Source organism: Candidatus Enterovibrio escicola (assembly GCF_002464935.1).
In the GTDB taxonomy this organism is placed as follows: domain Bacteria; phylum Pseudomonadota; class Gammaproteobacteria; order Enterobacterales; family Vibrionaceae; genus Enterovibrio; species Enterovibrio escicola.
The window spans coordinates 1-23,820 of record NZ_NBYY01000002.1 but is presented as its reverse complement, the minus strand read 5'-3'; the positions used below and the strand labels follow the sequence as shown (position 1 = coordinate 23,820).

Annotated in this window: 13 protein-coding genes, 9 pseudogenes and 1 riboswitch; of the genes and pseudogenes, 8 read left to right on the top strand and 14 right to left on the bottom strand. The window is 39.8% G+C overall.

What is annotated here, in order from left to right:
• Positions 1-66: 66 nt before the first annotated feature.
• From rpsA to BTN49_RS00710, 4 genes are all read right to left on the bottom strand, one after another.
• The gene (gene rpsA, locus BTN49_RS00725; RefSeq protein ID WP_097355614.1) at positions 67-1,743 is read right to left on the bottom strand and encodes a 30S ribosomal protein S1; all 1,677 of its coding nucleotides are present in this window, start codon (positions 1,741-1,743) and stop codon (positions 67-69) included.
• 100 nt (positions 1,744-1,843) lie between these two features.
• A complete protein-coding gene (cmk, locus tag BTN49_RS00720; RefSeq protein WP_097355649.1) occupies positions 1,844-2,530 on the bottom strand; it encodes a (d)CMP kinase in 687 nt (228 codons plus the stop codon).
• Positions 2,531-2,695: 165 nt separating this feature from the next.
• On the bottom strand, positions 2,696-3,979 hold the full coding sequence (aroA, locus tag BTN49_RS00715) for a 3-phosphoshikimate 1-carboxyvinyltransferase (protein WP_097355613.1): 1,284 nt from the start codon (positions 3,977-3,979) through the stop codon (positions 2,696-2,698).
• Positions 3,980-4,501: 522 nt separating this feature from the next.
• Positions 4,502-5,596: an ion channel gene (locus BTN49_RS00710; RefSeq protein WP_097355648.1), complete on the bottom strand. Its 1,095-nt coding sequence runs from the start codon at positions 5,594-5,596 to the stop codon at positions 4,502-4,504.
• Positions 5,597-6,245: 649 nt separating this feature from the next.
• Here BTN49_RS00710 and BTN49_RS16870 point away from each other — a divergent pair.
• A pseudogene (locus BTN49_RS16870) lies at positions 6,246-6,773 on the top strand (transposase); the annotation flags it as partial.
• 307 nt (positions 6,774-7,080) lie between these two features.
• A riboswitch (Lysine riboswitch) is annotated at positions 7,081-7,262 on the top strand.
• 87 nt (positions 7,263-7,349) lie between these two features.
• Positions 7,350-8,930, top strand: coding sequence for a Na+/H+ antiporter NhaC family protein (locus BTN49_RS00695; protein ID WP_097355610.1), 1,581 nt, complete (start codon positions 7,350-7,352; stop codon positions 8,928-8,930).
• 338 nt (positions 8,931-9,268) lie between these two features.
• Here the strand turns inward: BTN49_RS00695 and BTN49_RS13640 are convergent.
• Positions 9,269-9,466: pseudogene (locus tag BTN49_RS13640) on the bottom strand (IS5/IS1182 family transposase); the annotation flags it as partial.
• A 381-nt stretch (positions 9,467-9,847) separates the two neighbouring features.
• On the opposite strand from BTN49_RS13640, the gene BTN49_RS00690 reads away from it, so the two are divergent.
• Both BTN49_RS00690 and BTN49_RS12510 read left to right on the top strand, forming a co-directional pair.
• On the top strand, positions 9,848-10,012 hold the full coding sequence (locus tag BTN49_RS00690) for a hypothetical protein (RefSeq protein ID WP_097355609.1): 165 nt from the start codon (positions 9,848-9,850) through the stop codon (positions 10,010-10,012).
• Positions 10,013-10,141: a transposase gene (locus BTN49_RS12510; RefSeq protein ID WP_146678956.1), complete on the top strand. Its 129-nt coding sequence runs from the start codon at positions 10,013-10,015 to the stop codon at positions 10,139-10,141. It abuts the gene before it with no gap.
• A 305-nt stretch (positions 10,142-10,446) separates the two neighbouring features.
• Here the strand turns inward: BTN49_RS12510 and BTN49_RS16865 are convergent.
• From BTN49_RS16865 to BTN49_RS00665, 4 genes and pseudogenes are all read right to left on the bottom strand, one after another.
• Positions 10,447-10,818: pseudogene (locus BTN49_RS16865) on the bottom strand (transposase); the annotation flags it as partial.
• A 52-nt stretch (positions 10,819-10,870) separates the two neighbouring features.
• Positions 10,871-11,056, bottom strand: a complete 186-nt coding sequence (locus tag BTN49_RS19775; RefSeq protein WP_146678954.1) for a transposase — start codon at positions 11,054-11,056, stop codon at positions 10,871-10,873.
• Positions 11,057-11,069: 13 nt separating this feature from the next.
• Positions 11,070-11,216 (bottom strand): annotated as a pseudogene (locus BTN49_RS19770) (transposase); the annotation flags it as partial.
• 180 nt (positions 11,217-11,396) lie between these two features.
• A complete protein-coding gene (locus BTN49_RS00665) occupies positions 11,397-11,702 on the bottom strand; it encodes a ParB N-terminal domain-containing protein (protein WP_097355645.1) in 306 nt (101 codons plus the stop codon).
• Positions 11,703-12,254: 552 nt separating this feature from the next.
• On the opposite strand from BTN49_RS00665, the pseudogene BTN49_RS16855 reads away from it, so the two are divergent.
• A pseudogene (locus tag BTN49_RS16855) lies at positions 12,255-13,270 on the top strand (IS256 family transposase); the annotation flags it as partial.
• Between the two features lie 183 nt (positions 13,271-13,453).
• Here the strand turns inward: BTN49_RS16855 and BTN49_RS00655 are convergent.
• Positions 13,454-15,475: an ATP-binding protein gene (locus BTN49_RS00655; protein ID WP_158523535.1), complete on the bottom strand. Its 2,022-nt coding sequence runs from the start codon at positions 15,473-15,475 to the stop codon at positions 13,454-13,456.
• 1,181 nt (positions 15,476-16,656) lie between these two features.
• Here BTN49_RS00655 and BTN49_RS00650 point away from each other — a divergent pair.
• Positions 16,657-17,539, top strand: a pseudogene (locus tag BTN49_RS00650) (IS982 family transposase).
• Here BTN49_RS00650 and BTN49_RS12495 read toward each other — a convergent pair.
• Positions 17,537-17,778, bottom strand: a pseudogene (locus BTN49_RS12495) (IS982 family transposase); the annotation flags it as partial. The pseudogenes BTN49_RS00650 and BTN49_RS12495 sit on opposite strands and share 3 nt — an antisense overlap.
• Before the next feature lie 11 nt (positions 17,779-17,789).
• On the opposite strand from BTN49_RS12495, the gene BTN49_RS13625 reads away from it, so the two are divergent.
• Positions 17,790-17,963 carry a hypothetical protein gene (locus BTN49_RS13625; protein ID WP_158523534.1) on the top strand — a complete coding sequence of 58 codons (174 nt, stop codon included), beginning with the start codon at positions 17,790-17,792 and terminating at the stop codon, positions 17,961-17,963.
• Between the two features lie 57 nt (positions 17,964-18,020).
• On the opposite strand, the gene serC is transcribed toward BTN49_RS13625, so the two are convergent.
• Positions 18,021-19,103, bottom strand: coding sequence for a 3-phosphoserine/phosphohydroxythreonine transaminase (gene serC, locus BTN49_RS00645; protein ID WP_097355604.1), 1,083 nt, complete (start codon positions 19,101-19,103; stop codon positions 18,021-18,023).
• Between the two features lie 456 nt (positions 19,104-19,559).
• A complete protein-coding gene (gene gyrA / locus BTN49_RS00640; protein WP_097355603.1) occupies positions 19,560-22,181 on the bottom strand; it encodes a DNA topoisomerase (ATP-hydrolyzing) subunit A in 2,622 nt (873 codons plus the stop codon).
• 604 nt (positions 22,182-22,785) lie between these two features.
• Here gyrA and BTN49_RS16850 point away from each other — a divergent pair.
• Positions 22,786-23,238 (top strand): annotated as a pseudogene (locus BTN49_RS16850) (transposase); the annotation flags it as partial.
• 176 nt (positions 23,239-23,414) lie between these two features.
• On the opposite strand, the pseudogene BTN49_RS00630 reads toward BTN49_RS16850, so the two are convergent.
• Positions 23,415-23,820 (bottom strand): annotated as a pseudogene (locus tag BTN49_RS00630) (transposase); the annotation flags it as partial.

Sequence of the window (23,820 nt, the reverse complement as noted above, 5' to 3'; positions counted from 1 at the left end):
TCCAATTTAGTATGTTTATCAGTAGGATAACTGTAAGGTGGAAATATTTTTCTTCTCCTCAACTAATTATTCATTTTTCGCAGCCTTGAAAGCGTCAGCCATCGCAGTTCCAAACGAAGAATCATCTACTTTTACTTTTTTCAGAGTTGCCATTGCTTCTTGTTCTTCTGCTTCGTCTTTCGCGCGAACAGATAAGTTAATTATACGGTTTTTACGGTCAACTCCGATAAATTTCGCTTCAACTTCATCGCCAACGGTCAGAACTAAAGTCGCATCTTCACCGCGTTCACGTGATGCTTCAGAACTTCGTAGATAACCTTCAACACCTTCTAACAGCTCAACAGTTGCACCTTTTACGTCAACAGTAGTAACTATCCCCTTAACGATGGTACCTTTCTTGAAATCAGTCAAGTAGTTGTTAAAGGGGTCTTCTTCCATTTGCTTTATGCCTAGTGAGATACGCTCACGCTCGGCATCAACCTGAAGAACGACTGCTGATATTTCGTCGCCTTTCTTGAAATTGCGAACAGCTTCTTCACCTGCAACATTCCAAGAAATATCAGATAGGTGAACCAAACCATCAATTCCACCATCTAGACCGATGAATACACCGAAGTCAGTTATTGACTTAATCCTACCAGTGACACGATCTCCTTTAGCTTGCATTTCAGAGAATAACTGCCATGGGTTAGCTTTACATTGTTTGAGACCTAGGCTGATACGACGACGTTCTTCATCGATGTCCAAAACTATAATTTCAACAGCATCTCCTACGTTCACAACTTTAGATGGGTGTATATTTTTATTGGTCCAGTCCATTTCAGAGACGTGTACTAAGCCTTCTACACCTTCTTCAATTTCAACGAAGCAACCGTAATCAGTTAAGTTAGTAACACGCCCAGTCAGTTTATGACCTTCTGGATAACGGTTAGCAATTGCTACCCATGGATCTTCACCCAGTTGCTTCAGACCTAGAGACACCCTAGTACGCTCTCGATCAAACTTCAAAATTTTAACATTGATTTCGTCACCAACATTAACAATTTCTGATGGGTGCTTAACACGCTTCCAAGCCATGTCAGTTATGTGCAGAAGACCATCGACACCTCCAAGATCTACGAAAGCACCATAATCAGTCAGGTTTTTAACGATACCTTTTACATTCATGCCTTCTTGCAAAGAAGCAAGAAGTTCATCACGCTCAACACTATTTTCAGATTCAATCACAGCGCGACGTGAAACAACAACATTATTGCGTTTCTGATCTAGCTTAATAACTTTGAATTCTAGTTCTTTGCCTTCCAAGTGACCAGTGTCACGAACTGGACGAACATCGACCAGAGAACCTGGTAGGAATGCCCGTATACCGTTCAGTTCAACTGTAAAACCACCTTTAACTTTACCGTTTATAATACCAATAACAGTTTCAGCTTCTTCGTAAGCTTTTTCTAGTTTGATCCAAGCTTCATGACGTTTTGCTTTTTCACGGGACAGTTGAGTTTCACCGAAACCGTCTTCGATCGCTTCCAGAGCTACATCTACTTCAGTGCCAACTTCGATTTCCAGGGCGCCCGCAGCGTCTTTAAACTGCTCAATTGGAATAGAAGATTCAGATTTTAGACCTGCATCAATCAGAACATAACCGTTCACGATAGCAATAACAGTGCCTTTTACGATGGCACCAGGCCGTGTTTCGAGCTCTTTTAGAGACTCTTCAAAGAGTGAGGCAAAAGATTCAGTCATTAATTTATCTTCAATATTTAAACGTCCACGGGTATCCTACCTCGTGGGGTTGATCTTAACGTCAATCATCATCCCTACGATCAACGACCCTACCACTGTTTCATGGTACAGTGATAAATTTACATTCAAAATAGCACAATGCTTGCTCAAGCACCTGCTCAATGTTGAGCGAGGTAGAATCTAGCACAAATGCATCTTCAGCAGGACGCAATGGTGCAATAGTTCGGTTGAAATCTCGATCATCACGCTCCCTAATTTCGCTTAAAATGCGATCAAACTTAACATCTAACCCATTTAGTTGCAACTGGTTCATCCTACGAGTAGCACGTTCTTCCATGCTAGCCTCTAGGAAAATTTTAACTTCTGCCTTGGGGAAAACCACTGTACCCATATCACGGCCATCCGCCACTAATCCAGGCACTTCAGCAAATTTTCGTTGACGACACAACAACGCTTCACGTATCCGTGGCAAAGTAGCCACCTTAGATGCCACCATGCCTATCTCTTCTTTCCGCAGCTCACTTGAGACATCTTCACCCTCTAGGATCACCTGAGCAAGCTCACCTTCAGCTTTAAATTGCACATCAAGGTGGGTGGCAAGTGGAGACAAGGCATCTTCAGATTCAAGGTCAACACCACGGTGAATTGCAATCAGAGCTAAAACACGATAGATTGCTCCAGAATCCAGTAAATGCCAGCCTAATCTTTCCGCCAATAGGATGCAAAGGGTTCCTTTTCCTGCACCACTTGGACCATCAACCGTACATATAGGCACTTGGGTATACAAACTTTTCTCCAAATCATTGACTATCAGACCTACCTTTATTGCTAGGTATTCAATACTACACACTTAACCAGAAAACACCTCCTAAGAATTGGAGATAAATTATAGGGGAGTCGAAGCAAAAAAAACAGGTTAATAGCACACTGCACTGTTACATCATATATAGATCTATCTTTCCGCCAAGCTCTCTAACTTTTCAAAATAGTCTGGAAATGTTTTTGACGTGCAGTTTGGATCGTTGATTGTAACTGGTATATCACCCAACGCCACCAATGAAAAACACATTGCCATTCGGTGATCATCATAGGTATTAATTGAAGCATGCTGAAGATTTGGTTTTGACGTAATGGTGATATAGTCTATACCCTCCTCTACGATCGCACCCACCTTTCGTAATTCAGTAGCCATCGCCGATAAGCGATCGGTTTCCTTTACACGCCAATTACGAATGTTACGAATAGTTGTTGTTCCCTTTGCGAAAAGGGCGGTGATAGCAATGGTCATTGCAGCATCAGGCATGTGGTTAAAATCTAAATCAACAGCATAAAGGTTACTGCGACGAGTAATGATATAGTTATCACCCCACTCAATTTTTGCCCCCATTCTTCCCAGCACATTTGCAAATGACGCATCACCCTGAATGCTATGTCTACCAATCCCCGTGACTTTAACTTCACCGCCTTTTATTGCAGCAGCAGCCAGAAAATAGGAGGCCGAAGAAGCATCCCCTTCGATCAAAAATTTTCCTGGCGACTGATAGCTTTGTTTACCTTGTACATGAAACATTTGATAATTGCCATTAACAACATTCACACCAAATTGCGCCATGATATGCAAGGTTATATCAATATAAGGCTTAGATACCAAATCTCCCCTAATACGAATGTTACTGTCGCCACTAAATAGCGGCGCCGTCATCAAGAACGCCGTCAGAAATTGACTTGAGATAGAACCGTCAATCTCTACGTCACCCCCAGAAATATCTGTGCTGATTATTTTCAACGGTGGGTAGTTCTCGTTTTCTAAGTAGGAAATATTCGCACCAACAGCCTTTAATGCTTCGACAAGATGACCGATTGGTCGCTCCTTCATTCTAGGTTCACCCGTTAGTACATACTCTCCACGGCCAATACATAGGGCAGCTGTAAGTGGACGCATAGCCGTCCCCGCATTGCCAAGGAAGAGCTCCATCGATTCAGACGTTGTGAATGCCCTTCCCAGCCCCTGAATCTCACAAACTGTTTTATCCTTGGAAAGGTGATAATTCACACGTAATTTTGTCAATGCCATTAACATGTGCTGAATATCATCACTATCCAGCATATTGATAAGGTGGGTCGTCCCTTTTGATAATACAGATAAAAGCAGCGCACGGTTTGATACACTTTTAGAACCCGGCAGATTAACTGTACCATTAATTTTAGAAATGGGTTGTAATGTCAATTTATCCATCTAAACTCCTACGATCCCTAATGTTTCATACTCTAAGAATAACTAGAAGTCAGTATGGTGGCTACGATCTATTACTGGTTTTGATATAAAATTTTAATTTATTGTTCGGTTATAGGTAATTAATCTAAGATCTGTATAAGCGCAACTTTTTCAAACTGAGTAATTTTAAGGCTCAGCTTTTCTGGTTGAAATTTATACACAATGAATCTCATAATCAAGTTGATCATAAATCTCACAGCACTTAGGTGCTAAGAAAATCCTATTTGGATACGTTTTTCAGTCACGAGACCAAAATTGATAAAAAGATACAATAAGCGTTATGACATCACTGATGGATAGGACTTTGTTGATTAAATCAGGCCTATAACGCACTGATCTCAATATTTGTTATAGCCTTAATTTGTCTGTTGGCGAACAGGTATACCGAGTCTTAGAACTTTGTTCATCGTTTTCATCTTTGCCAGCACTCACCAACGTGAGCATTGTAATTAACCTGAGCTGCGCATAAAAAATGAAGGTTAGTTAACGCGTCATTTTTTTAACAAAGACTACAACGAACAGTGCTATGGTAAAACTACCAGTAAAAGCTTCTATCGCTGCGACCAATCTTGACATTCCTATCGGTATATAGTCCCCATATCCCAGTGTAGTAAAGGTCACGATGCTATAATAAAGACATTCCGAAAATGCTTGAAAATTATCTGACACCGATTGGTCGGCTGAATAGCCTACACCTTCCCCAAAAAACTCAATTCCCGTTATAAAATACATTACAGCAGACAAGACAATGAGAACCAGAGAAAAACACACAACACGGGCAGGGCTTTCGCCATAGCCACTGAACATCTCAACCATTTTCGACATGGCACGTTCTGCTGAAAACATCGGCATTTGATAACGACGCATAGTCAGTTCTTTTTGTAGAAAACACCCCGACATCGTGTAAAGACCCTGCGCTTCTGACGCTTTACGTAAATCTCGGTATATCTCTTCCGATTGTTCGAAGAGGTCAAGTGCTTTTTCCTTGTTTCTCCTACGTTCAGCAATTCTCCCTGCGGCTTCTTGTTGTAGCATCGTACCAATTTTAATATTGTCTATTTTGGTATTGGTGAGTTTTATGCCCAATAAATTGCAATTTGTAAGACTCGTGCAGTGAATATTTGCATCGTGAAGATCCACTTTCATTAAGCTACCATTATCAAATTTCGCATTAAACAAGTGTGCGTTTGTCATGTCTGAGCGATAGAAGTTGGCATTTGATAAATCATAGCCATCACCAGCGCCACCTTTAACAAGGTTGATGTCTCGTAGGTGGGCACGTTTAACAATGATACCTCGTAATTGTCCACCACTTTGAGCAAACTCTTCTAGTTTTTTCTTTATATCATCACTTTGATCTTTTGCCTCACTTTCATCATGCCAAAAACATAAACCAGATTCTCCAGCTGCTGCAAGACACACGTATTCTTTCCCAAATGGATCCATATACTGGCAGGTAACTACCGTTTGTTCTGTATCATCAAATGACATATTAGTAGAGAAATTTATATCTGTATTAATTGAATTGTCTTGAGTATTTATAGGTGATAAATCGGAAACAGATTCAACTACTTTCATATGAGCACACTCATAGCAGTTTGACATAAACACACCTCCACCTCCTCATTATAGGAACACGAAATTGACAATGAGAGGCTGAATTCTACTACTGGTTTAAAATAGTACAGGATAGCGAATCTTAAACTAAGATTTAGTAAAAAATTAGTAATTTCACATGACGTTAAACTGATTTTTATTTGGCAACATTTGCCACATAAAGCTGAGTCGAACATAAGAAAGAAAGCATATGTTCCTGTCCAGATTTGAGCGTTTGGATACGATCATAAAACACATAAAACTCTATGCATTAATAAGTTAGACGTCTTCTTTAGGTATATCGTCGGTTTCTATTATTTTTTCTTGATTGGGGAAAACACTGGCTTTCATGTGCAAAAACAAGAAATAAACCTGTTCGTTCTTCAATTAGTGAAGTCATAATGGTTATTACCTATTTTCATTAATCGTCTTTCGTTACTTTAAACCGTGTTATAGATAATTTATCTACCTGTAAATTGACAGGTAGATTTTATGATTTGTTCAGCTATACGTGGATACTTTAGTTGATGAAAAGTGCTTTAATTCCTCTTGAATTTAGATAATAACTGGGATACCTATCGTCTAGTGTAGGAGAGGAAGCCAACTACTGAAAGGGGTACGCTCTTCTTTCCAAAGAAACAAGCCTTCTCGCCTCTCAGTTAGCGAAGTGATGACGATAGTGATAGCTTGCCATTAATCGGGATATCGAGACTTTAAAACCTATTACATCCACTTTGTTTGCCGCTACCGCTCCAACAAATTTCCTGAATTAGTTAGTTATATGAGGATGCTCAAATTCATGCAAGGTGTCCTAGTTCCGCTTTGCTCTTATCTCACTCACCATCAGGCAAGGCCGACAGGGAATGCCTTCGTTAATTCATCTAAGTTACAGGTTTATCACAACCTACGTATTCTCAGTCATCAGGTTTTAAAAGGTACCTCGAAGCGAAGAAAAGGAACGATGGGCTGGTTTTATAGCTTCAAATTACACCTTATTATCAATGACTAAAGTGGCATTATCTCAGTCAAAGTGACGACGGTTAACTTGGATGATAGAAAGCCTGTGTCGGAAATGGCTGATGAACTTTTGGGATGTTTATACGGAGATAAAGGTTATATCTCTGCTCCATTGGAGCGGGAACTTGCAGACAAGGGAGTGGGGGAGCATCAACAATAACAGGAGAAAACGTATACCTTAAAGATCCCTACACACGTTAGCAGAGAAAAACCAATGAAACAGCGATGATAACAGAGAGTGTTGCTGGATAAAATAATTAAACATGGCTCCTTTTACAGGGAAGGTGATGGATGATAAGATCTTCCTGTTAACCTCACCTTTGATGATAGTATTAAATGGGCTAATACTATTTGAAGTCTTTACTGGTAAGCGTAAATCTAACTTATCTGTGAAACCAATTTAGTTGCTTATTGCAAAGTTCTGAAGCTCACATACAATGCAGAGGTTTTATGAACGTAGAGGTGCGCGGTTTATGAGTAGCGGGTCTTAGGGTGATACCAATGAGGACTTGTAAAAGGAAATAGCGCCGAAGTGGAAATTTGCCAATCAGGCTCTTTTGCTGGGGTTGTGCTCGAACAGACACAACACTGCCATAGTATTGGGATTTAACTATGGAGTGCTACAGTAGATTCAAACAATGTGTATAACCGTATCTTGAAATACTTGGTTTGCCATTTCTGCAGTAGATCTTCAATCTTATAGGTTAGTACATAGCTCATGAATTTAGTCGATTTTTCCTCCTCTTCACAGTCGGTATTGCCTGCCATCTTACCGTTGATTGTAGCCATTATCACTCGCCGAGTGATACTTTCTCTTGGTTTAGGTATTGTGTATGGTTCGTTGCTCCTAAACGATTTCTCACTTTCTGAAACATTCTCATATCTATCTTCAATCTTCTTAAGACTGATTGTCGAAAATGACCACATTAACTTTGGTACAATGAATATTGTTGCATTCCTTATTTTAGTTGGAATGATCACCGCACTCATGACCTTATCGGGAGGCTCCAGAGCTTTTTCTGAGTGGGCTGGAACTCGTATTAAAAGCAAACGTGGTGCAAGACTTTTGGCTGTTTTCTTGGGTGTTTTTATTTTTATTGATGACTACTTCAATAGCTTGGCTGTAGGTGCAATTAGCCGTCCTGTAACTGACCGTTTTCACGTATCTCGTGCAAAACTTGCTTATATACTGGACTCAACAGCGGCACCTGTATGTGTGATCATGCCCGCATCAAGTTGGGGAGCGTACATCATAACTGTAATTGGTGGCATCTTAGTGACCCACGGTGTGGATGATTACACTGCTCTGAGTGCTTTTGTCCATATGATTCCAATGAACTTTTACGCAATTTTTGCACTGCTGATGGTCTATGCAGTAGCATGGTTTCAATTAGATGTAGGTTTAATGCAACGTCTTGAATATCAAGCATCTACAGGTAACCGACTGAGAGGCGAAGAAAACTACAGTAATCTTTTTGGAGATGAACTAGGGATCAATGAAAACAGCAGAGGTCGTGTTTCTAATCTAACTATACCGATCTTTATCTTGATTATCACCACGATCTTTTGGATTGTTTTCTCGGGTTCGGAAGCACTCGAACTCAAAGGTAAGACATTTTCGATTCTTGGCGCATTTGAGAATACAAATGTTAGTAAATCTCTGGTGTATGGTAGTGGATTGAGTCTGATTTCTGCTTTGATCCCTGTGTTTAAACAAAGACTGCCAGTATCAGATGTTAGCCGTACAATGTGGATTGGTGCTAGGTCAATGTTCAGTGCCATTTCAATTTTATTTTTTTCATGGTTAATCGGCCACGTGATTGGAGATATGGAGACCGGTAGATTTTTGTCTATGCTGATTCAAGGCAATTTACCAAAGCAACTGCTACCAGTAATTCTTTTCCTATTGTCAGCTGTAATGGCTTTCTCTACAGGGACATCTTGGGGTACATTTGGTATTATGCTGCCAATTGCAGGTGACTTATCTTCCTCGACTGACCTTAGTTTGATGCTTCCGATGCTGGCTGCAGTACTCTCTGGTGCAGTATTTGGTGACCACTGCTCACCAATTTCGGATACCACGATTCTGTCTGCAACTGGTGCCCATTGTGGTCATATGGATCACGTATCTAGCCAATTACCGTACGCAGTCGCCAATGCAGGTCTGGCTGTTGTTGGATACTTAGTATTGGGTTATACCGAGTCATTGTCTATCTCGCTACTAATAGGCATGTGCCTATTTATTCTTGTTTGCTTAGGATTAACTTGGATCTCTCGTTTCCTAGGTAAGCTCACGTAATGGTCATTTATCAAATAAGTTAGAAAGCGCGTCATCCTGACTTGTAAAGTGGTAGCGTTGATATCCATCATGAACCTGAGCTGCGTATAAGAAATGAACTAAATATCCAAGTCGAAATTCGATCGTTTGAATCAAATCATTAGTAGCATTAAGGATGTTAACATGAATAAATTAGACGTTGTTTTCACCGAATCTCTGATTCCTGTCAGGTTTTCCCTCCTACCTTGAGTAAAATACCAGACTTCCGACCATATATTCAATAAGTTGATTATGATTTAAAGAGGTATTATTGATTAAATCAGGCCTATAACGCACTGATCCCAATCTTCTTTACAGTTTTAATTTATCTGCTGTCGAACAGGCATACTGAGTCTTATAACTTTGTTCATCTCTTTCATATTTGATAGCGCTTCGCTAACTTGAGCATTGTAATTACGAAGAGTAAGTTTAAGATTTAGCAATTGTTGATAGCGTAACATTGCTGTTTCTGCTAATGAGAGTTTGTGATAACTGCTGTCCTTTTTCCACTCCGCCAGTTTGTCCTCTTTTATTTCACCTAGGATCTTACTCCCAAAAACTATATGTGGTGGGGTTTAAGGCATGTCCCTTTCTATGATACATTTAGCAGGATTAAATAGATAAAAGGCATGAATGAATTTCAAAGGTATCAAATCGAAGCTGCTTCGCTTCAAACGTATTTTCACTATGAATTGGATCATATTCGTATCCAGTAATCCCCGCTATGACACTGATTATTATCATTCAGAAATCACTAAGATACTGAAGTGTGGAAGCTCAGAAAATGGCTTTTCCACTTACCAATGCTTGGGTTGCGGTCAAGGGCAACATAAAAGTTAACTTTATGTTGTAAGGGGAAAGCTTGTCCGCAATGTGGAAAGCGTTATGCACGGGAGAATATGGTCAAAATAGGCATCCGCCTGTTTCCTAGAGTGAGCGAGCGAAAAGTTGTTTTAACATTGCCTGAGCAACTTCGTATTCTTTTCCATAATCACTCCAATCAGAAGTGTTTGTATTCTAGGTTTATGGTCTTTGCGGAAGCCTGCTTATCAAAGTTGATTTAGGTGCACTTTAAGACCGATGCGTGTGAAATTGCCGTCATTATTTTCATCCATACCCATAGTCGTAATGGCAACTACAATCTGCATTTACATGTGATACTGACTGAAGGTGTATTCTTTTCTTCAAACTAGGATTGGAAAAGATTTCAGCATTTATCATTATATCAGCTATGATTACTTTGGCAAAAACACTTACTGAAGTTAATGGAGATTGAGTTTCCGGCGCGTCAATATGTGATAAGAACCTTATGGGTTAATTAACCTCAGATCTGCATAAGCGCTTGCTTATCAAACCTAGTCATCTTGATACTCGGCTTTTTTAGTTGAAATGAATACGAGATGAGCCCCGCTAGCAAGTTGACCCTAAATCTGATATAACGACGGTGTCGAGAATGCTCGATTTGGGATATGTTTTTTAGTTGGTCAAAAACAGTTTCAATAATAAATCATTTCTGAATCATCAAGAGGTTCCAAAGTTTCATCACTTTGGGTTTCATGTTTTTTAACACCCGTTATCAGTGTCATTCCCTTGTGTGCAAGTTCCGCTCTAATGGACCAGAGATATAACCTTTATCTTCGTATAAACACCCAAAAAACTCGTTAACCATTTCCGATATAGGCTTTCTATTATCCATGTTAGTTGTCGTCACTTTGACTGAGATAATGCCACCGTGGTCATTGATAATAAGGTGTAATTTAAAACCTTAGAACCACCCCATTATTCCTTTTTCTTGCTTCGCGGTACCTTTAAAAACCTGATGTCTGAAAATGCGTAGGTTGTGACAAACCTGTAGCTTAGATGAATCAATAAAGGCAATCCCTGTGGGTCTTGCATGAGTTTGAGCATCCTCGTGTAACTAACTAATGAGTAGATACATCAACGGTAAGATGAAGTTTGCGCCAGATACGCCGCTTCGCCTTGCCGTGTTTACACGTTTTCCATTTACCTTCGTCGTATACTGTTAGGCCTGTAGCATAAATAACGACGTGAGCGACAGCTTCTAGACTCGGCAAATGGTACTTAACTTTTACGGTATTTGAACGCATTACTAATACAGGTCTATGTAGGAGATTTCAGAGGGAGATTCATCAACGTAAAAACCGAATTGAGAAAGCCTTTTAATTTACGAAGTGGGAGTCTAAAAATACCTTTCACCATCAGTGCCGTTTCAATCTCGGTATCCGAGAATATAAACCAACGGCCATGATGACTCTGATGCTTTAGACTCTAGCATGCCTTATTAGCCACGACGTCTCTCCAAAAAGTTACTGAGCTATGGTTTACCAATGCTTGATTATATTGTTGCTAGTTGCTGATCTTGTATTTGGCCTTTCCCATCATCACTTCTCGCTTAATTCCATGATGATCTGAGCATAGAAATTACAATTAGTTTAGATACTTAGGAAATAACACCTCCTCTGTTAAAGAGGTTTTATCTTCTACGATAAGAGCGAGAGAAGTTTCTTTTCTTTCCTTTTTAGATGTTTGCCAGCGTCGTTCCCCTGTAATAATCATGTATGTTGGCTGCCCTTGGCCAGTTTGTGGGTTATGGCGAACTCTTATAGGTTGAATAATACCGACAGCAGCAATTATACCAGCTAGTTCTTCTGTTTTTTTTGGATCAAAATCTTTACGGAGTTGGTTCGGATCAGGTGTCAAATCAACAAGCCTTATATGCTCTAATTTTTCCATTATTATTTTCCTCTTAAGTTTTAGATTTCGCTTTTGAAAGTATGAGTTTGTTATCAGAACATTGTAGGTTTTAGGTTTATCCGTGTTAGATTTGGAATGACTTGCCTTTGAAAACGAGTCTATTTTATCCCTCATTATATCTATAAAGTCTCCTTTTTAAAATAAGTAGATATATCTCTTAATAAGCTTTCATAAATATAAAACAAAAGCCCTCAACTGAGGGATTTTCTACCTATTGGCAAGGTAAAGCAACCACACTAACTTGGTTTAACCTATTAAAACCATATTTCTCAGAGTGAATTCAACTTGTTGATATTTAATCAATTAAATTATACATAGAAAATATGGTTTTTTCTTCGTAAATTCATCTAGGTCTTTAACAATCAGCATTACAGAGATATCCTCGACGCTTCACTGTCGTACAGGCAGCTTAGAAAAGCTTGACGATGGTAGCGTCTTGTTCGTGTTCAATCGTGCTAAATATATCAGAGAAAGGGACGTGCTCAAGCTCCACTACATATAGTTTTTGGGAGGAAATTCCTAGGTAAAATAACAGGGAGCGGGATCAAGTTCAACAGCACACTGGTTTCGCCCTATCTCAAGCGAACCAAAAACTATAGAAGAGTTTATCCCTTGGCTCTATCTGCGAGGGGGATCTCCACGGGTGATATGCAGCCAGCCCTAGAATCGCTCTTAGGTAAGCAAGCCAAGAGATTGTCAGCAAATAGTGTTTCTCGACGCAAGCAGCCGTGGGAAGCAAAATACGATCAGTGGCGTAAGCTCAATCTAAGTAAACGGCGGTATGTCTACATTTTAGTCAATGGTATTTACTGCAAAGTTCGGATGATGACAAGCTTTGTCTGCTTGTTGTCATCGGCGTTGATGATGCTGACCGTAAGGAAGTGTTAGCCGTTGTCGATGGGTATAGGGAGTCAGAGGATAAGTGGGCTTGAAGTTCTATCACAGTTAACGTCCCAAGATATCACTATCTCTCCTGAACGCGCCATTGGTTATGGCGAGTTCGGTTTTTGGAATGCAGTAACAAAGCATTGCCCAACGACTCGTCATCAGTGCTGATGGGTACATAAAACGATCAATATATTAAACAAAGTCCCAAAATATGTTCAACCAAGAATGAAAAAATTCTTCAAGATATATGGATGGCGGAGACACAACAAGAGGCACATAAAGCCTTCGGACAGTTCGAAATACGATATGGAGCTAAATATCCCAAAGCAGTGGTGTGCCTGATCAAAGGCAAAATGGAAAAGCTGTCATTTTACGATTTCTCCACCGAGCACTGGACACATATTCGAACGACAAACTCCATTGAATCAATGTTTGCAACGGTGAGTCTAAGACCGAACGAAACCAATAATTGTGGAAGCCGAAAAACGACATTGGCAATGGCCTGCAAACTGATGAGAACCGCTAAGGTTAACTTGTGTAGCCTGCGAGGTTTTAAATTACTCGCGGATATCATCAATGGCGTGAAATTCAGAGATGGCATTCGTGAAACAAAAGTCAATCATCAGGATACTGATCTGGAAGTTGTAAACCAGATTTAACCATAGCTTTTTTAGGGCTTAGTAACTGTTTATAGAGAAACATTGATGTCTCTACTAATCAGCCTTTATGATAACCCCTATCCTTTTTCCACTCCGCCAATTGATCTTTTTCTAACGCCCTTAGCAACGACAAGCTCTAAGCTTTATCTATTATGTTTTCTAAATTCAGGACGAATGTGAGCTTTACATTACAGGCAGAATAAAGAAAAAGGTACAACCTGACCCAACAACAGAATGAAAACCAATCTCCCCATGATGGCTATCTATGATGGCTTTGGTAATGTTTAGCCCGAGTCCCGTACCCCCAACCCTGAGGGTGTCTGAATTATTAGCCTGTGCAAAACGTTGGAAGATACGATCATGGAATTCCGGTGGAATTCCAGGGCCACAGTCTGTAATCTCAACTCTGTAGTATTGCCTGTCCATGTTCAGATTAATAGTGACACAGCTACCTTTAGGAGAATACTTAATTGCATTCGATAGCAAGTTTGCCATCACTTGCTGCAGGCGATTGTAATCAGCTATTATCTCTGCGTCATGAACAAAAGATCGTAAAATTAATTTGACGTCATGCATACATGCAAATCCCTCATTATCTTCTACGGATTTAGACACCAACGTGTTGAGATTTGATAACTTGAAGTCGTATGATAGCTTACCTGATTCGAATTTATCCATATCGAGAATATCGTTGATCAACAGTGTCAGTCGATCACAGTTTCTAAGTGCCATATTGAGAATCTGCTGACACTTTGGTGATAACTCATCGTTGAATCTTCCCATCACTAGGCCTAGCGCACCACGTATCGATGTCAGTGGTGTTCTTAGCTCGTGGCTGATCAATGAAATGAATTCGATTTTTAGTTTCTCGTTTCTTTTTCGTTGAGGGATCTCGCGAAGGACACCCGTAAATATTCTGTTTCCCAGTATATTTATTTCGCTAACAGACAAGTAAACCGGAAACTCTGAGCCGTCTTTACGTCTACCGATAACTTCCCTATCCACACCAATCACTTTGGATTTATTACATGGAATATAATTTTTGAGGTAGGAATTGTGATCTTTTGCGTAAGATACAGGCATCAACATGGTGACGTTATTACCGACCACATCGTATGCGTGATAACCAAAGATATTTTCTGCAGCCAAATTAAATGTCTCAATGGTTCCATGCTTGTCAATGGTAATAATCCCATCCCTCACGATATCAATAATTGAATGTAACTGGTTTTGTCCAGAACGATACTCAGATAGTATTAATTCTTTGTTGGCTTCATGTAACCGGTCAGTGGCATCATCAAAAGCTTTCGCAAGCACTTCAAGTTCATCTCCTGTATTAAACGGAGTAATAGGATATGATCTTGTATTGACTTTTTTTATTAGTGATTCAATAGGATGAACAAGAGATTTTCCTATCTTCCGTGCTGGCGTTATCATCAACAATAAACTGAACAGGCCAAACAAACTGATTCTAATTAACCAAGGCGATATCCGATCAATATACTCCATACTACTTTGACTGCTGCTTAATCTTGTATCAAAATGAGAAAGGAGGAGAGTCTTTTTCGGTACAACAAACGCGTGAACATCTTGGGTAACCTGACCGGCTTCTTTAGGAAACAACCATTTTTGATCTATCGACAAAGTGTAAAACCCCTCAATATTTTTTAGGGCTTGATTGACCAGATATTTAATATTGATCCGAGCAATTATACCCCCCTGATTGATATTGATGTACCTGATGGGTTCCAGAATGAAGAAATAACCGGCCGAAAAGATGATCATCCCATGACCATCTTCTAGCATATCCTCCACTAAAGACGAAGTGTACCAACTAGGTTTTAAGTTGTTGTGGCTAGAAATAAATCGTCCTAAATAGTCAAAAGCAACCACTTGATCAATTGAGGAATCTTGTGATAAATTAACCAATTCGTTTTGAACATAGGAGGGGTGGTTATTAAAATTGATACAACTGGTGAGTGACAGTATATTGATTGCAGTATGTGATACAGCACTTTGCTGTAATGCCAGCGTTAGGTCAATTAAGCCAAGTGCATAATTTGCCTTTTGTTTCAGTTCTCTCCGTATATCTCGGTCAATATGGAACAACTCCAGTACCGTGGCAATACCCACCACAGCAATAAAAAAGAACCCAAGTAGCAACATAATAGTACTGCATAAACGGCGGGCTATGGAGTGAGACATATGCATGATTATGGCTTTCCAATGGGAATAAAAGAACCATCTTTATAGTGGGAAGATATGAAAATTTCGTATGCTAATTTATCTTGATATTCGTTAGGAAAAAGTGTTCTGTAATATCTAATTACCCCTGTATTTTTACAGATCATAGTATTTGATCCCTGATCAATTCCATATTTACTTCACGTATGTCTGTAGTCGTTATGGCAAGAATATGCATTAAATAGTAGCTGTTGATAATGTTTGTTGATGCAACAATTTCCTGATCGCTACTGGCGAGTAACGTTTGTGGTCTAAATCATCCAGTTTTGTACGTCGTGATTATCCGAATTCATGGTTATGTATTCAATGGATTGTTTTGTGTGAAAAATTTACTTCATTGGTTATCATTATAGCTAGCGTTGACGTGAAATGTTGTTTTGCCAACACACAAAAACTAGCAAAAAGTAGGGTACCTACGCTATCATTTTTAGGCATTTTCACGAATCTTCCAAATTGGATATACATATACGGCTTGTCAGTTGGAAATAAAAAAGTACATTGTTAAATGTATACCTTTGGTGTAATAAAATTCCCTCTTGATATATAACCAGTGGTGCTTATCTGCGAAGTCGATGAACAATACGGATAACAAAAATAGTCCGCATCAACTTTGGTATGCTTGGAAACCTCTATTGAAAAAATAAGTACTTCTGAACTTAAGTCTGAAGTGCAACACTTTCCAAGTAAACTGCTAATACTATTATTTTAAATAATGGTAAGAATGTTTAAACCCTAAACGTTTCATAAACCTATGATTGATCCTTGCTTATAGCTAAGGTAGTATCTTCATCCGTAACCCTTCTTAAAGTTTATCCATTCTTTAACATACCATCTCAAAATTCCATTAGCCTTTTCATTTACCATGGATCCTATGAAGAGTAAGTGAGAGTAAAGTGAATTCTAAAATCTAAAGCTTTTGATCTCTTTTCATGATGAGCAGACTTTAGACCATTATTTTCCGTAATCGTATGGACATACTTTTTCTATAGAATTAGTAAATTAATTGTTGCTTGGATGACATTCGCTATCAATTTCGATGCCACTGCTTTAATTAACCTGAGCTGCGCATAAGAAATGAACTAAATACCAAAGTCGCGATCTGATCGTTTGAAGAAAAACTATTGACTGCATAAGGACTTGGCATGAATAACTTAGAGGCAGTTTGCGTTTATGTCGACGACTTCTGCTAAACTTTCCTTCCTGAATGGAAAAAACACCTAATTTTTCCGATGTCAAACAAAGAAACAAACCTTCTCGCCTCTCAGTTAGCGAAGTGATGACGCTAGTGATAACTTTTCATCGATCGGGGTACCGAGACTTTAAAACTTATTATATCCACTTTGTTTACTGCTCTCCCATCAATGAATTTCCTGAATTATGCAGCTACACGAGAATGCTCAAGCTCATGCAAGGTGTGTTTTGGTTCCGCTTTGCTTTTACTTCACTCACCGTAAGGCAAGGCCGACAGGGATTGCCTTCGTTGATTTGTCTAAGCTACAGGTTTATCACAACCTACGCATTCTCAGACATCAGGTTTTTAAAGGTACAGAGAAGCGAGGAAAAGGAACGATAGGGTGGTTCTACGGTTTAAAATTACACCTTATTATCAATGACCAAGGTGGTATTATCTCAGTTAAAGTGATGACTGCTAACGTGGATGATAGAAAGCCTGTGTCGGAAATGGTTGACGATCTTTGGGGTGTTTATACGGCGATAAAGGTTATATCTCTGGTCCATTAGAGCCGGAACTTGCAGATTAAGAGAGTGACACTGATAACGGGTGTAAAAAATATGAAATCCAAAGTGATGAAACTTTGGAACTGCCTGATGCTCCGAAAATAATTTATTATTTAAACCATTTTTAACCAACTAAAAAATATATCCCAAATTGAGCATTCTCGGTACCGTAGTTTTATCAGCTTTATGGTCAACTTACTGTCTGGGCTTATCGTGTATTCATTTCAACCAAAAAAGCCAAGTATCAAGATGACTAGGTTTGATAAGCAAGCGCTTATGCAGATCTGAGGTTAATTTAGGAAATTCGTTGGTAAGGTAGCGACAAACAAAGTGGATATAATAAGTTTTAAAGTCTCGGTACCCCGATCGATGAAAAGTTATCACTAGCGTCATCACTTCGCTAACTGAGAGGCGAGAAGGTTTGTTTCTTTGTTTGACATCGGAAAAATTAGGTGTTTTTTCCATTCAGGAAGGAAAGTTTAGCAGAAGTCGTCGACATAGACGCAAACTGCCTCTAAGTTATTCATGCCAAGTCCTTATGCAGTCAATAGTTTTTCTTCAAACGATCAGATCGCGACTTTGGTATTTAGTTCATTTCTTATGCGCAGCTCAGGTTAATTACCATGCTCAAGTTAGTGAAGCGCTGGCAAAGGTGAAAGCGGTGAACAAAGTTATAAGACTGGGTATTCCTGTTTGCCAGCAGACAAATTAAGACTGTAAAAAAGGTTGGGATCAGTGAATTATAGGCCGGATTTAATTAACAAAACCATTAAATATGCCTTAATTCAAATTCCTTCATAAACTCAACCAATAACTGTACACCAGCCAGTGGCATTGCATTGTAGATTGACGCACGCATACCCCCTACCTCACGGTGTCCCTTAAGCGCGACCATTCCTTGTGCCTCTGCTTCCGCTAAGAAAATATAATCTAATTTTTCGTTTGTTAACTGGAATGGTACATTCATTAGCGAACGATTTTCGGGATGAATTTTGTTAACATATAAATTCGATTTATCAATATGATTATAAATCAATGCTGCCTTTTCTTCATTTTTTATTTTCATCGTTTCAAGGCCACCTTCCGCTAAGAGCCATTTATAGACTTCACCTGCTAAGTACCAACTAAACGTCGGAGGCGTATTAAACATGGATTTTGTTTTAACCAAAGTATGATAATTCAAAACGTTAGGTAAAAATTCTTTCGCGATACCTAGCAAATCGTCCCGTACGATAACCAATGTTATGCCCGCTGGACCAATGTTTTTCTGAGCACTTGCATAAATAATTCCGTACTTAGAGACATCGATGGGACGTGATAGGATAGTGGAAGACATGTCCGCAACGATAGGCCTATTAGTTTCAGGTAAATCACGAATTTCAATCCCGTCAATGGTCTCATTTGGGCAAAAATGGACATATGCTATATCAGAACTTAATTTCCAGTCTTTTGTGGGAATCACTGCACGTTTGCCATCAATATCCATCAGCACATTGATCACATGAGGTGTACAGTATTTCCTAGCTTCGTTCACAGCACTATTTGCCCAGAAACCTGCATCTACATAATCTGGAATGGAATTACTACCCAAAAGGTTCATGGGCACTGCTGCAAACTGGGCTCTAGCACCCCCCTGACAATACAAAATATGGTAGTTCTCTGTGATAGAAAGCAATTCTCGGAGGTTTTTATCTGCCTCTTCTACGACCGCTACGAACGCGTCACTTCGATGTGAAATTTCCATGACGGAAGAGCCCGTATAATTCCAATTAATCAACTCTGATTGAGCGTTTACTAACACCACTTGTGGTAGCATCGCTGGACCAGCTGAGAAGTTATATACTTTTCCCATGATTGTTGAACGCTCCTGCGTTTAATCGTGAAGTTGTAGCGATTTCAGAGATTTTAAAACTATCTTTATATCAAGCTTGTGCACTTTCATGTAGAGATAAGAAACTTAGAGTGAAACCGTTTATTTTCCATCAGTTATCAACGTTATCGAAAAGTAAAAGATGCAGTCAATATTATATTCTGATACCCAAGAAACCTGAAGACACTTGATTTAATAGGTTATCAGTGCGTTCAGTTTGCGGTAAATTCTCATGGGCATAATTAATCTATTTCATGGGAATTTAATGACGAAATATGCGCACTGATAACCTCCTGTAGGGCAAGGTTAACGATTGGAGTTTCCCATTTTTAATCGGGGTAACTATCCCGATCAAAAGGATACTCTGGTCATGACATCGGTAAAGTTACCTGAAACCTGTCATTTCCAGTTCTTTGGATATATAAGATGTTATGGAAACTAGAAGAAATTATTCTTCAGTTGTTTTGAGACGCCACCTTCCTCAATATCAGTCAGTTCATATTCTTCTGGCTCTTCAATGCGTTGTAACCCTACAACTATTTCTTTTTTGGTTGTACGAATCAGCGTAACACCTTGTGTATTACGGCCGATTTGGCTTACTTCAACGGCACGTGTACGAACTAGAGTACCACCGTTTGTAATCATCATAAATTCATCACCATCTGCTACTTGAACTGCACCCACGACAGACCCATTTCGCGTAGACACCTTAATTGATACAACACCTTGTGTGGCACGACTCTTAGCTGGGTATTCAACAAGCTGTGTACGTTTACCGTAGCCATTTACTGTGACTGTAAGAATATCGCCATCAGTATGAGGTACTATCAATGAAACTACTTTATCGCTTTTAGCCAGTTTAATACCGCGTACACCCGCGGCAGTACGACCCATGCCACGTACGCCACCTTTCGTATTACCTTCTCCATCAAAAACAGGATTTTCGTAGAATCGAACTACCTTACCGAAAGAAGAAAATAGCATGATATCACGCGTGCCATCCGTGATATCAACACCAATCAACGAATCACCTTCACGCAGGTTAACAGCAATGACGCCCGCACTACGAGGACGACTAAAATCCGTCAGGGGAGTTTTTTTCACTGTACCATCGGCGGTTGCCATGAAGACAAACTTATCTTTTGCGTATTTTTTCACTGGTAGAATCGCAGTAATTCTCTCCCCTTTCTCAAGGGGCATCAGGTTTACAATAGGTTTACCACGAGCCGTACGAGATGCTAGTGGGAGTTGATATACTTTTATCCAGTACATACGCCCACGGCTGGAAAAACATAATATCGTATCGTGAGTATTAGCCACAAGCAGCCTCTCAATGAAGTCTTGTTCCTTCATGCGTGTTGCACTTTTACCTCTACCACCACGACGCTGCGCTTCGTAATCAGTCAGTGGTTGATATTTTACATAGCCTTCGTGTGAAAGTGTAACAACCACATCTTCCTGGTTAATTAAATCCTCGATATCTATATCTGCAGTTGCCGCAGTGATTCGGGTACGGCGTTGATCACCGTAGGTATCTCGAATTACTTCGAGCTCTTCACGGATCACTTTCATCAACTGATCTGGATCAGACAGGATAAAAACTAGTTCACCGATTAGCGACAGAAGTACTTTGTACTCTTCGACAATCCTTTCGTGCTCAAGTCCAGTAAGTCTGTGTAAACGTAAATCTAAAATGGCTTGTGCTTGTTGCTCAGTCAGATAGTACCTACCATTACGAACACCAAACTCTTTTCCCAACCACGCTAAACGCGAAGCATCCAAGTCTGTTCCAAGCATTGTGGCCAAAGAGTTAAAATCCCATCCACATCGTAATAGCTGTTCTCGAGCGATCGCTGGATTTTGTGCTGCACGCACTATTTCGATGACTGCATCTATGTTGATCAGCGCCATTGCCAAACTTTCCAAAATATGGGCACGTTCACGTGCTTTGCGTAGTTCGTAAATAGTACGGCGTGTTACGACTTCACGTCTGTGATTAATGAAGCAGCCCAGCATATCCTTAAGATTGAACAAGCGTGGTTCGTTGTTATCCAACGCAACCATGTTGATGCCAAAAGAGTTTTGCATTTGAGTTTGTGTGTAAAGGTTGTTGAGAATAATCTCACCTACTGCATCACGCTTACATTCGATAACGATACGCATGCCGTCTTTATCTGACTCATCACGCAACGCACTGATACCTTCTATCTTCTTATCTTTAACCAACTCCGCAATTTTTTCGATTAAACGGGCTTTATTAACCTGATAAGGAATTTCAGAAACAACGATTGTTTCTCTGCCGTTCTTGTCTGTTTCAATCTCTGCTTTAGAACGTAGATAGATCTTACCACGACCCGTAAGATATGCATCTTCGATGCCTTTATGGCCATTAATAGTAGCAGATGTCGGAAAATCTGGACCTGGAATGTGAATCATCAACTCTGCAATACTGATGTTTTCATTCTCGATATAGGCCAAACAACCACTGACTACTTCAGTTAAGTTGTGTGGAGGAATATTGGTTGCCATACCCACGGCGATACCTGCCGAACCATTGATTAGCAGGTTTGGTACACGGGTTGGCATCACCTCTGGGATTTGCTCTGTACCATCATAGTTTGGTGAAAAATTAACAGTTTCCTTATCCAGATCGGCCAGTAATTCGTGGGCAATTTTAGACATCCTAACTTCGGTATAACGCATTGCGGCTGCAGAATCACCATCAATTGAGCCAAAATTTCCTTGTCCATCAACCAGCATGTAACGCAGAGAGAAAGGCTGTGCCATACGGACAATGGTGTCATAGACAGCGCTGTCACCGTGTGGGTGGTATTTACCAATTACATCACCGACAACCCGTGCAGATTTTTTGTAGGCTTTGTTCCAGTCATTTCCCAATACATCCATCGCGAAAAGAACGCGACGGTGTACTGGTTTCAAACCGTCACGCACGTCCGGAAGTGCTCGACCCACGATGACTGACATCGCATAGTCTAAATATGAGTTTTTCAACTCATCTTCAATGTTAACGGGTGTGATCTCTTTGGCAAGATCGCTCATGAAGCCAATATTCCTCAGGTTAAGTACGTCAAAGACACTACGTAGAAAGACAGATTAGGTTACCATAAAAGTAGCTAAAGCGTCACAGTTTGAACCCTACATAAATCACTAAACACTCTCTATTTCGTTCGAACTCTAACACTTAGTTGACAGGAGAGCGGTCAAATTAAGGGTGGGGATTGATCCTGAATTTAGAGAATAACTGCAAGACTCATAGTCTGGGGCAATTAAGGAGGAAGCCAACTTCCGAAAAGGGTACGTCATTCCCGCTCAAGAAACAAGCCCGTACTACCATGAATTATCAGCAGTTGGCAGCGGGTAAAAGATACCACATTGTAACCGTCTTGGAACGAGAAATTCCAATCTCAGATATTACAAAGACAATCAAGCACCATCGTTCCTCAGTTTACCGAGAGCTAAAAAAGGATAGTAAAACAGTGCCCATTGCCCTGCAATTATTCAAGATTTATCAGCGAATACTCGCAAGAGTACAAGATACAAGACATATCAAACGATCTTTCATTCATCCATTGGTTTAAAACCATTGGAATCCTGAGTAGAGCTCGTACGGGCGTTGTTTCCCAAATATCTGAACTAATCGCATACTCATGAAGTTATTCTTTCAGAAGTTAGCCTAGTTTCTGTGGGTAATGAATGAGGTTTTACCTATATTGCTTAATCCATTACGACGAAAGATACAGCAAGTCAGTGCTAATGGATCCTATTGACACAAAAGCATGTTACCACGTACTGAAGAACAAAGGAATAACGCCCAGTATTCCACCTTGAAGCAATGCGGGGTACTGGGAGGAAGGGCATACTAGAAATGAAGCTGTAAAGGCTTTAAAAGAAGACAAACTGGCAGAGTGGAAATAAGGACATGGATTATCACAAACGCTCATTAGCAGAGACAGCAATGTTTCGCTATAAACAGTTGCTCAACCCTAAACTTACTTTTCATAATTACAATGCTAAAATTAGTGGGGTGCTGGCAAATATGAAAGCAATGAACAAGGTTATAAGACTCTCTATGCCTATTCGCCAGCAGATAAATTAAGACTGTAAAAAAGATTAAGATCAGTGCGTTATAGGCCTGATTTAATCAGGCCTTATAGTACGTACTAACTAAATATTATCTCTACTTCAGAAATGAACTAAATCCCCAAGTTACGATCTGAATCGTTTAAATCAAATCATCAGGCAAAGAAGGACTTCAGCATGAATAAATTAATCTCAGATCTGTATCAGTACTTGCTTATCAAGCCGAGTCATCTTGATACTCGGCTTCTTTGATTGGGATGCATACGCGAGGATCCCCCACCAGCAAATTGACCATAAAGCTGATACAATTACGGTGCCGAGAATGCTTGATGTAGATATGTTTTTTAGTTGGTCAAAAAGGGTTTCAATAATAAATCGTTTCCGGAGCATCAGGCGGCTCCAAAATTTCATTACTTTGGGTTTCATATTCTTTTTCACACCCGTTATTAGTGTCACTCCCTTGTCTGCGAGCTCCCGCTCCAATGGACTAGAAATATAACCTTTATCTCCGTATAAATCCCCTCAAAGCTCGTTAGCCATTTTGATACAGGATTTCTATCATCCATGTTAGTCGTCGTCACTTTGATTGAGATAATGC

Coding starts and splice junctions, on each gene's coding strand:
- BTN49_RS19775 (WP_146678954.1), bottom strand. CDS start 11,056: ATGCGTTCAAATACCGTAAAAGTTAAGTACCATTTGCCGAGTCTAGAA.
- BTN49_RS00655 (WP_158523535.1), bottom strand. CDS start 15,475: ATGTCTCACTCCATAGCCCGCCGTTTATGCAGTACTATTATGTTGCTA.
- rpsA (WP_097355614.1), bottom strand. CDS start 1,743: ATGACTGAATCTTTTGCCTCACTCTTTGAAGAGTCTCTAAAAGAGCTC.
- serC (WP_097355604.1), bottom strand. CDS start 19,103: ATGGGAAAAGTATATAACTTCTCAGCTGGTCCAGCGATGCTACCACAA.
- gyrA (WP_097355603.1), bottom strand. CDS start 22,181: ATGAGCGATCTTGCCAAAGAGATCACACCCGTTAACATTGAAGATGAG.
- BTN49_RS13625 (WP_158523534.1), top strand. CDS start 17,790: ATGCAGTCAATAGTTTTTCTTCAAACGATCAGATCGCGACTTTGGTAT.
- BTN49_RS00690 (WP_097355609.1), top strand. CDS start 9,848: ATGGTCAAAATAGGCATCCGCCTGTTTCCTAGAGTGAGCGAGCGAAAA.
- BTN49_RS00695 (WP_097355610.1), top strand. CDS start 7,350: ATGAATTTAGTCGATTTTTCCTCCTCTTCACAGTCGGTATTGCCTGCC.
- BTN49_RS00665 (WP_097355645.1), bottom strand. CDS start 11,702: ATGGAAAAATTAGAGCATATAAGGCTTGTTGATTTGACACCTGATCCG.
- BTN49_RS00710 (WP_097355648.1), bottom strand. CDS start 5,596: ATGAAAGTAGTTGAATCTGTTTCCGATTTATCACCTATAAATACTCAA.
- aroA (WP_097355613.1), bottom strand. CDS start 3,979: ATGGATAAATTGACATTACAACCCATTTCTAAAATTAATGGTACAGTT.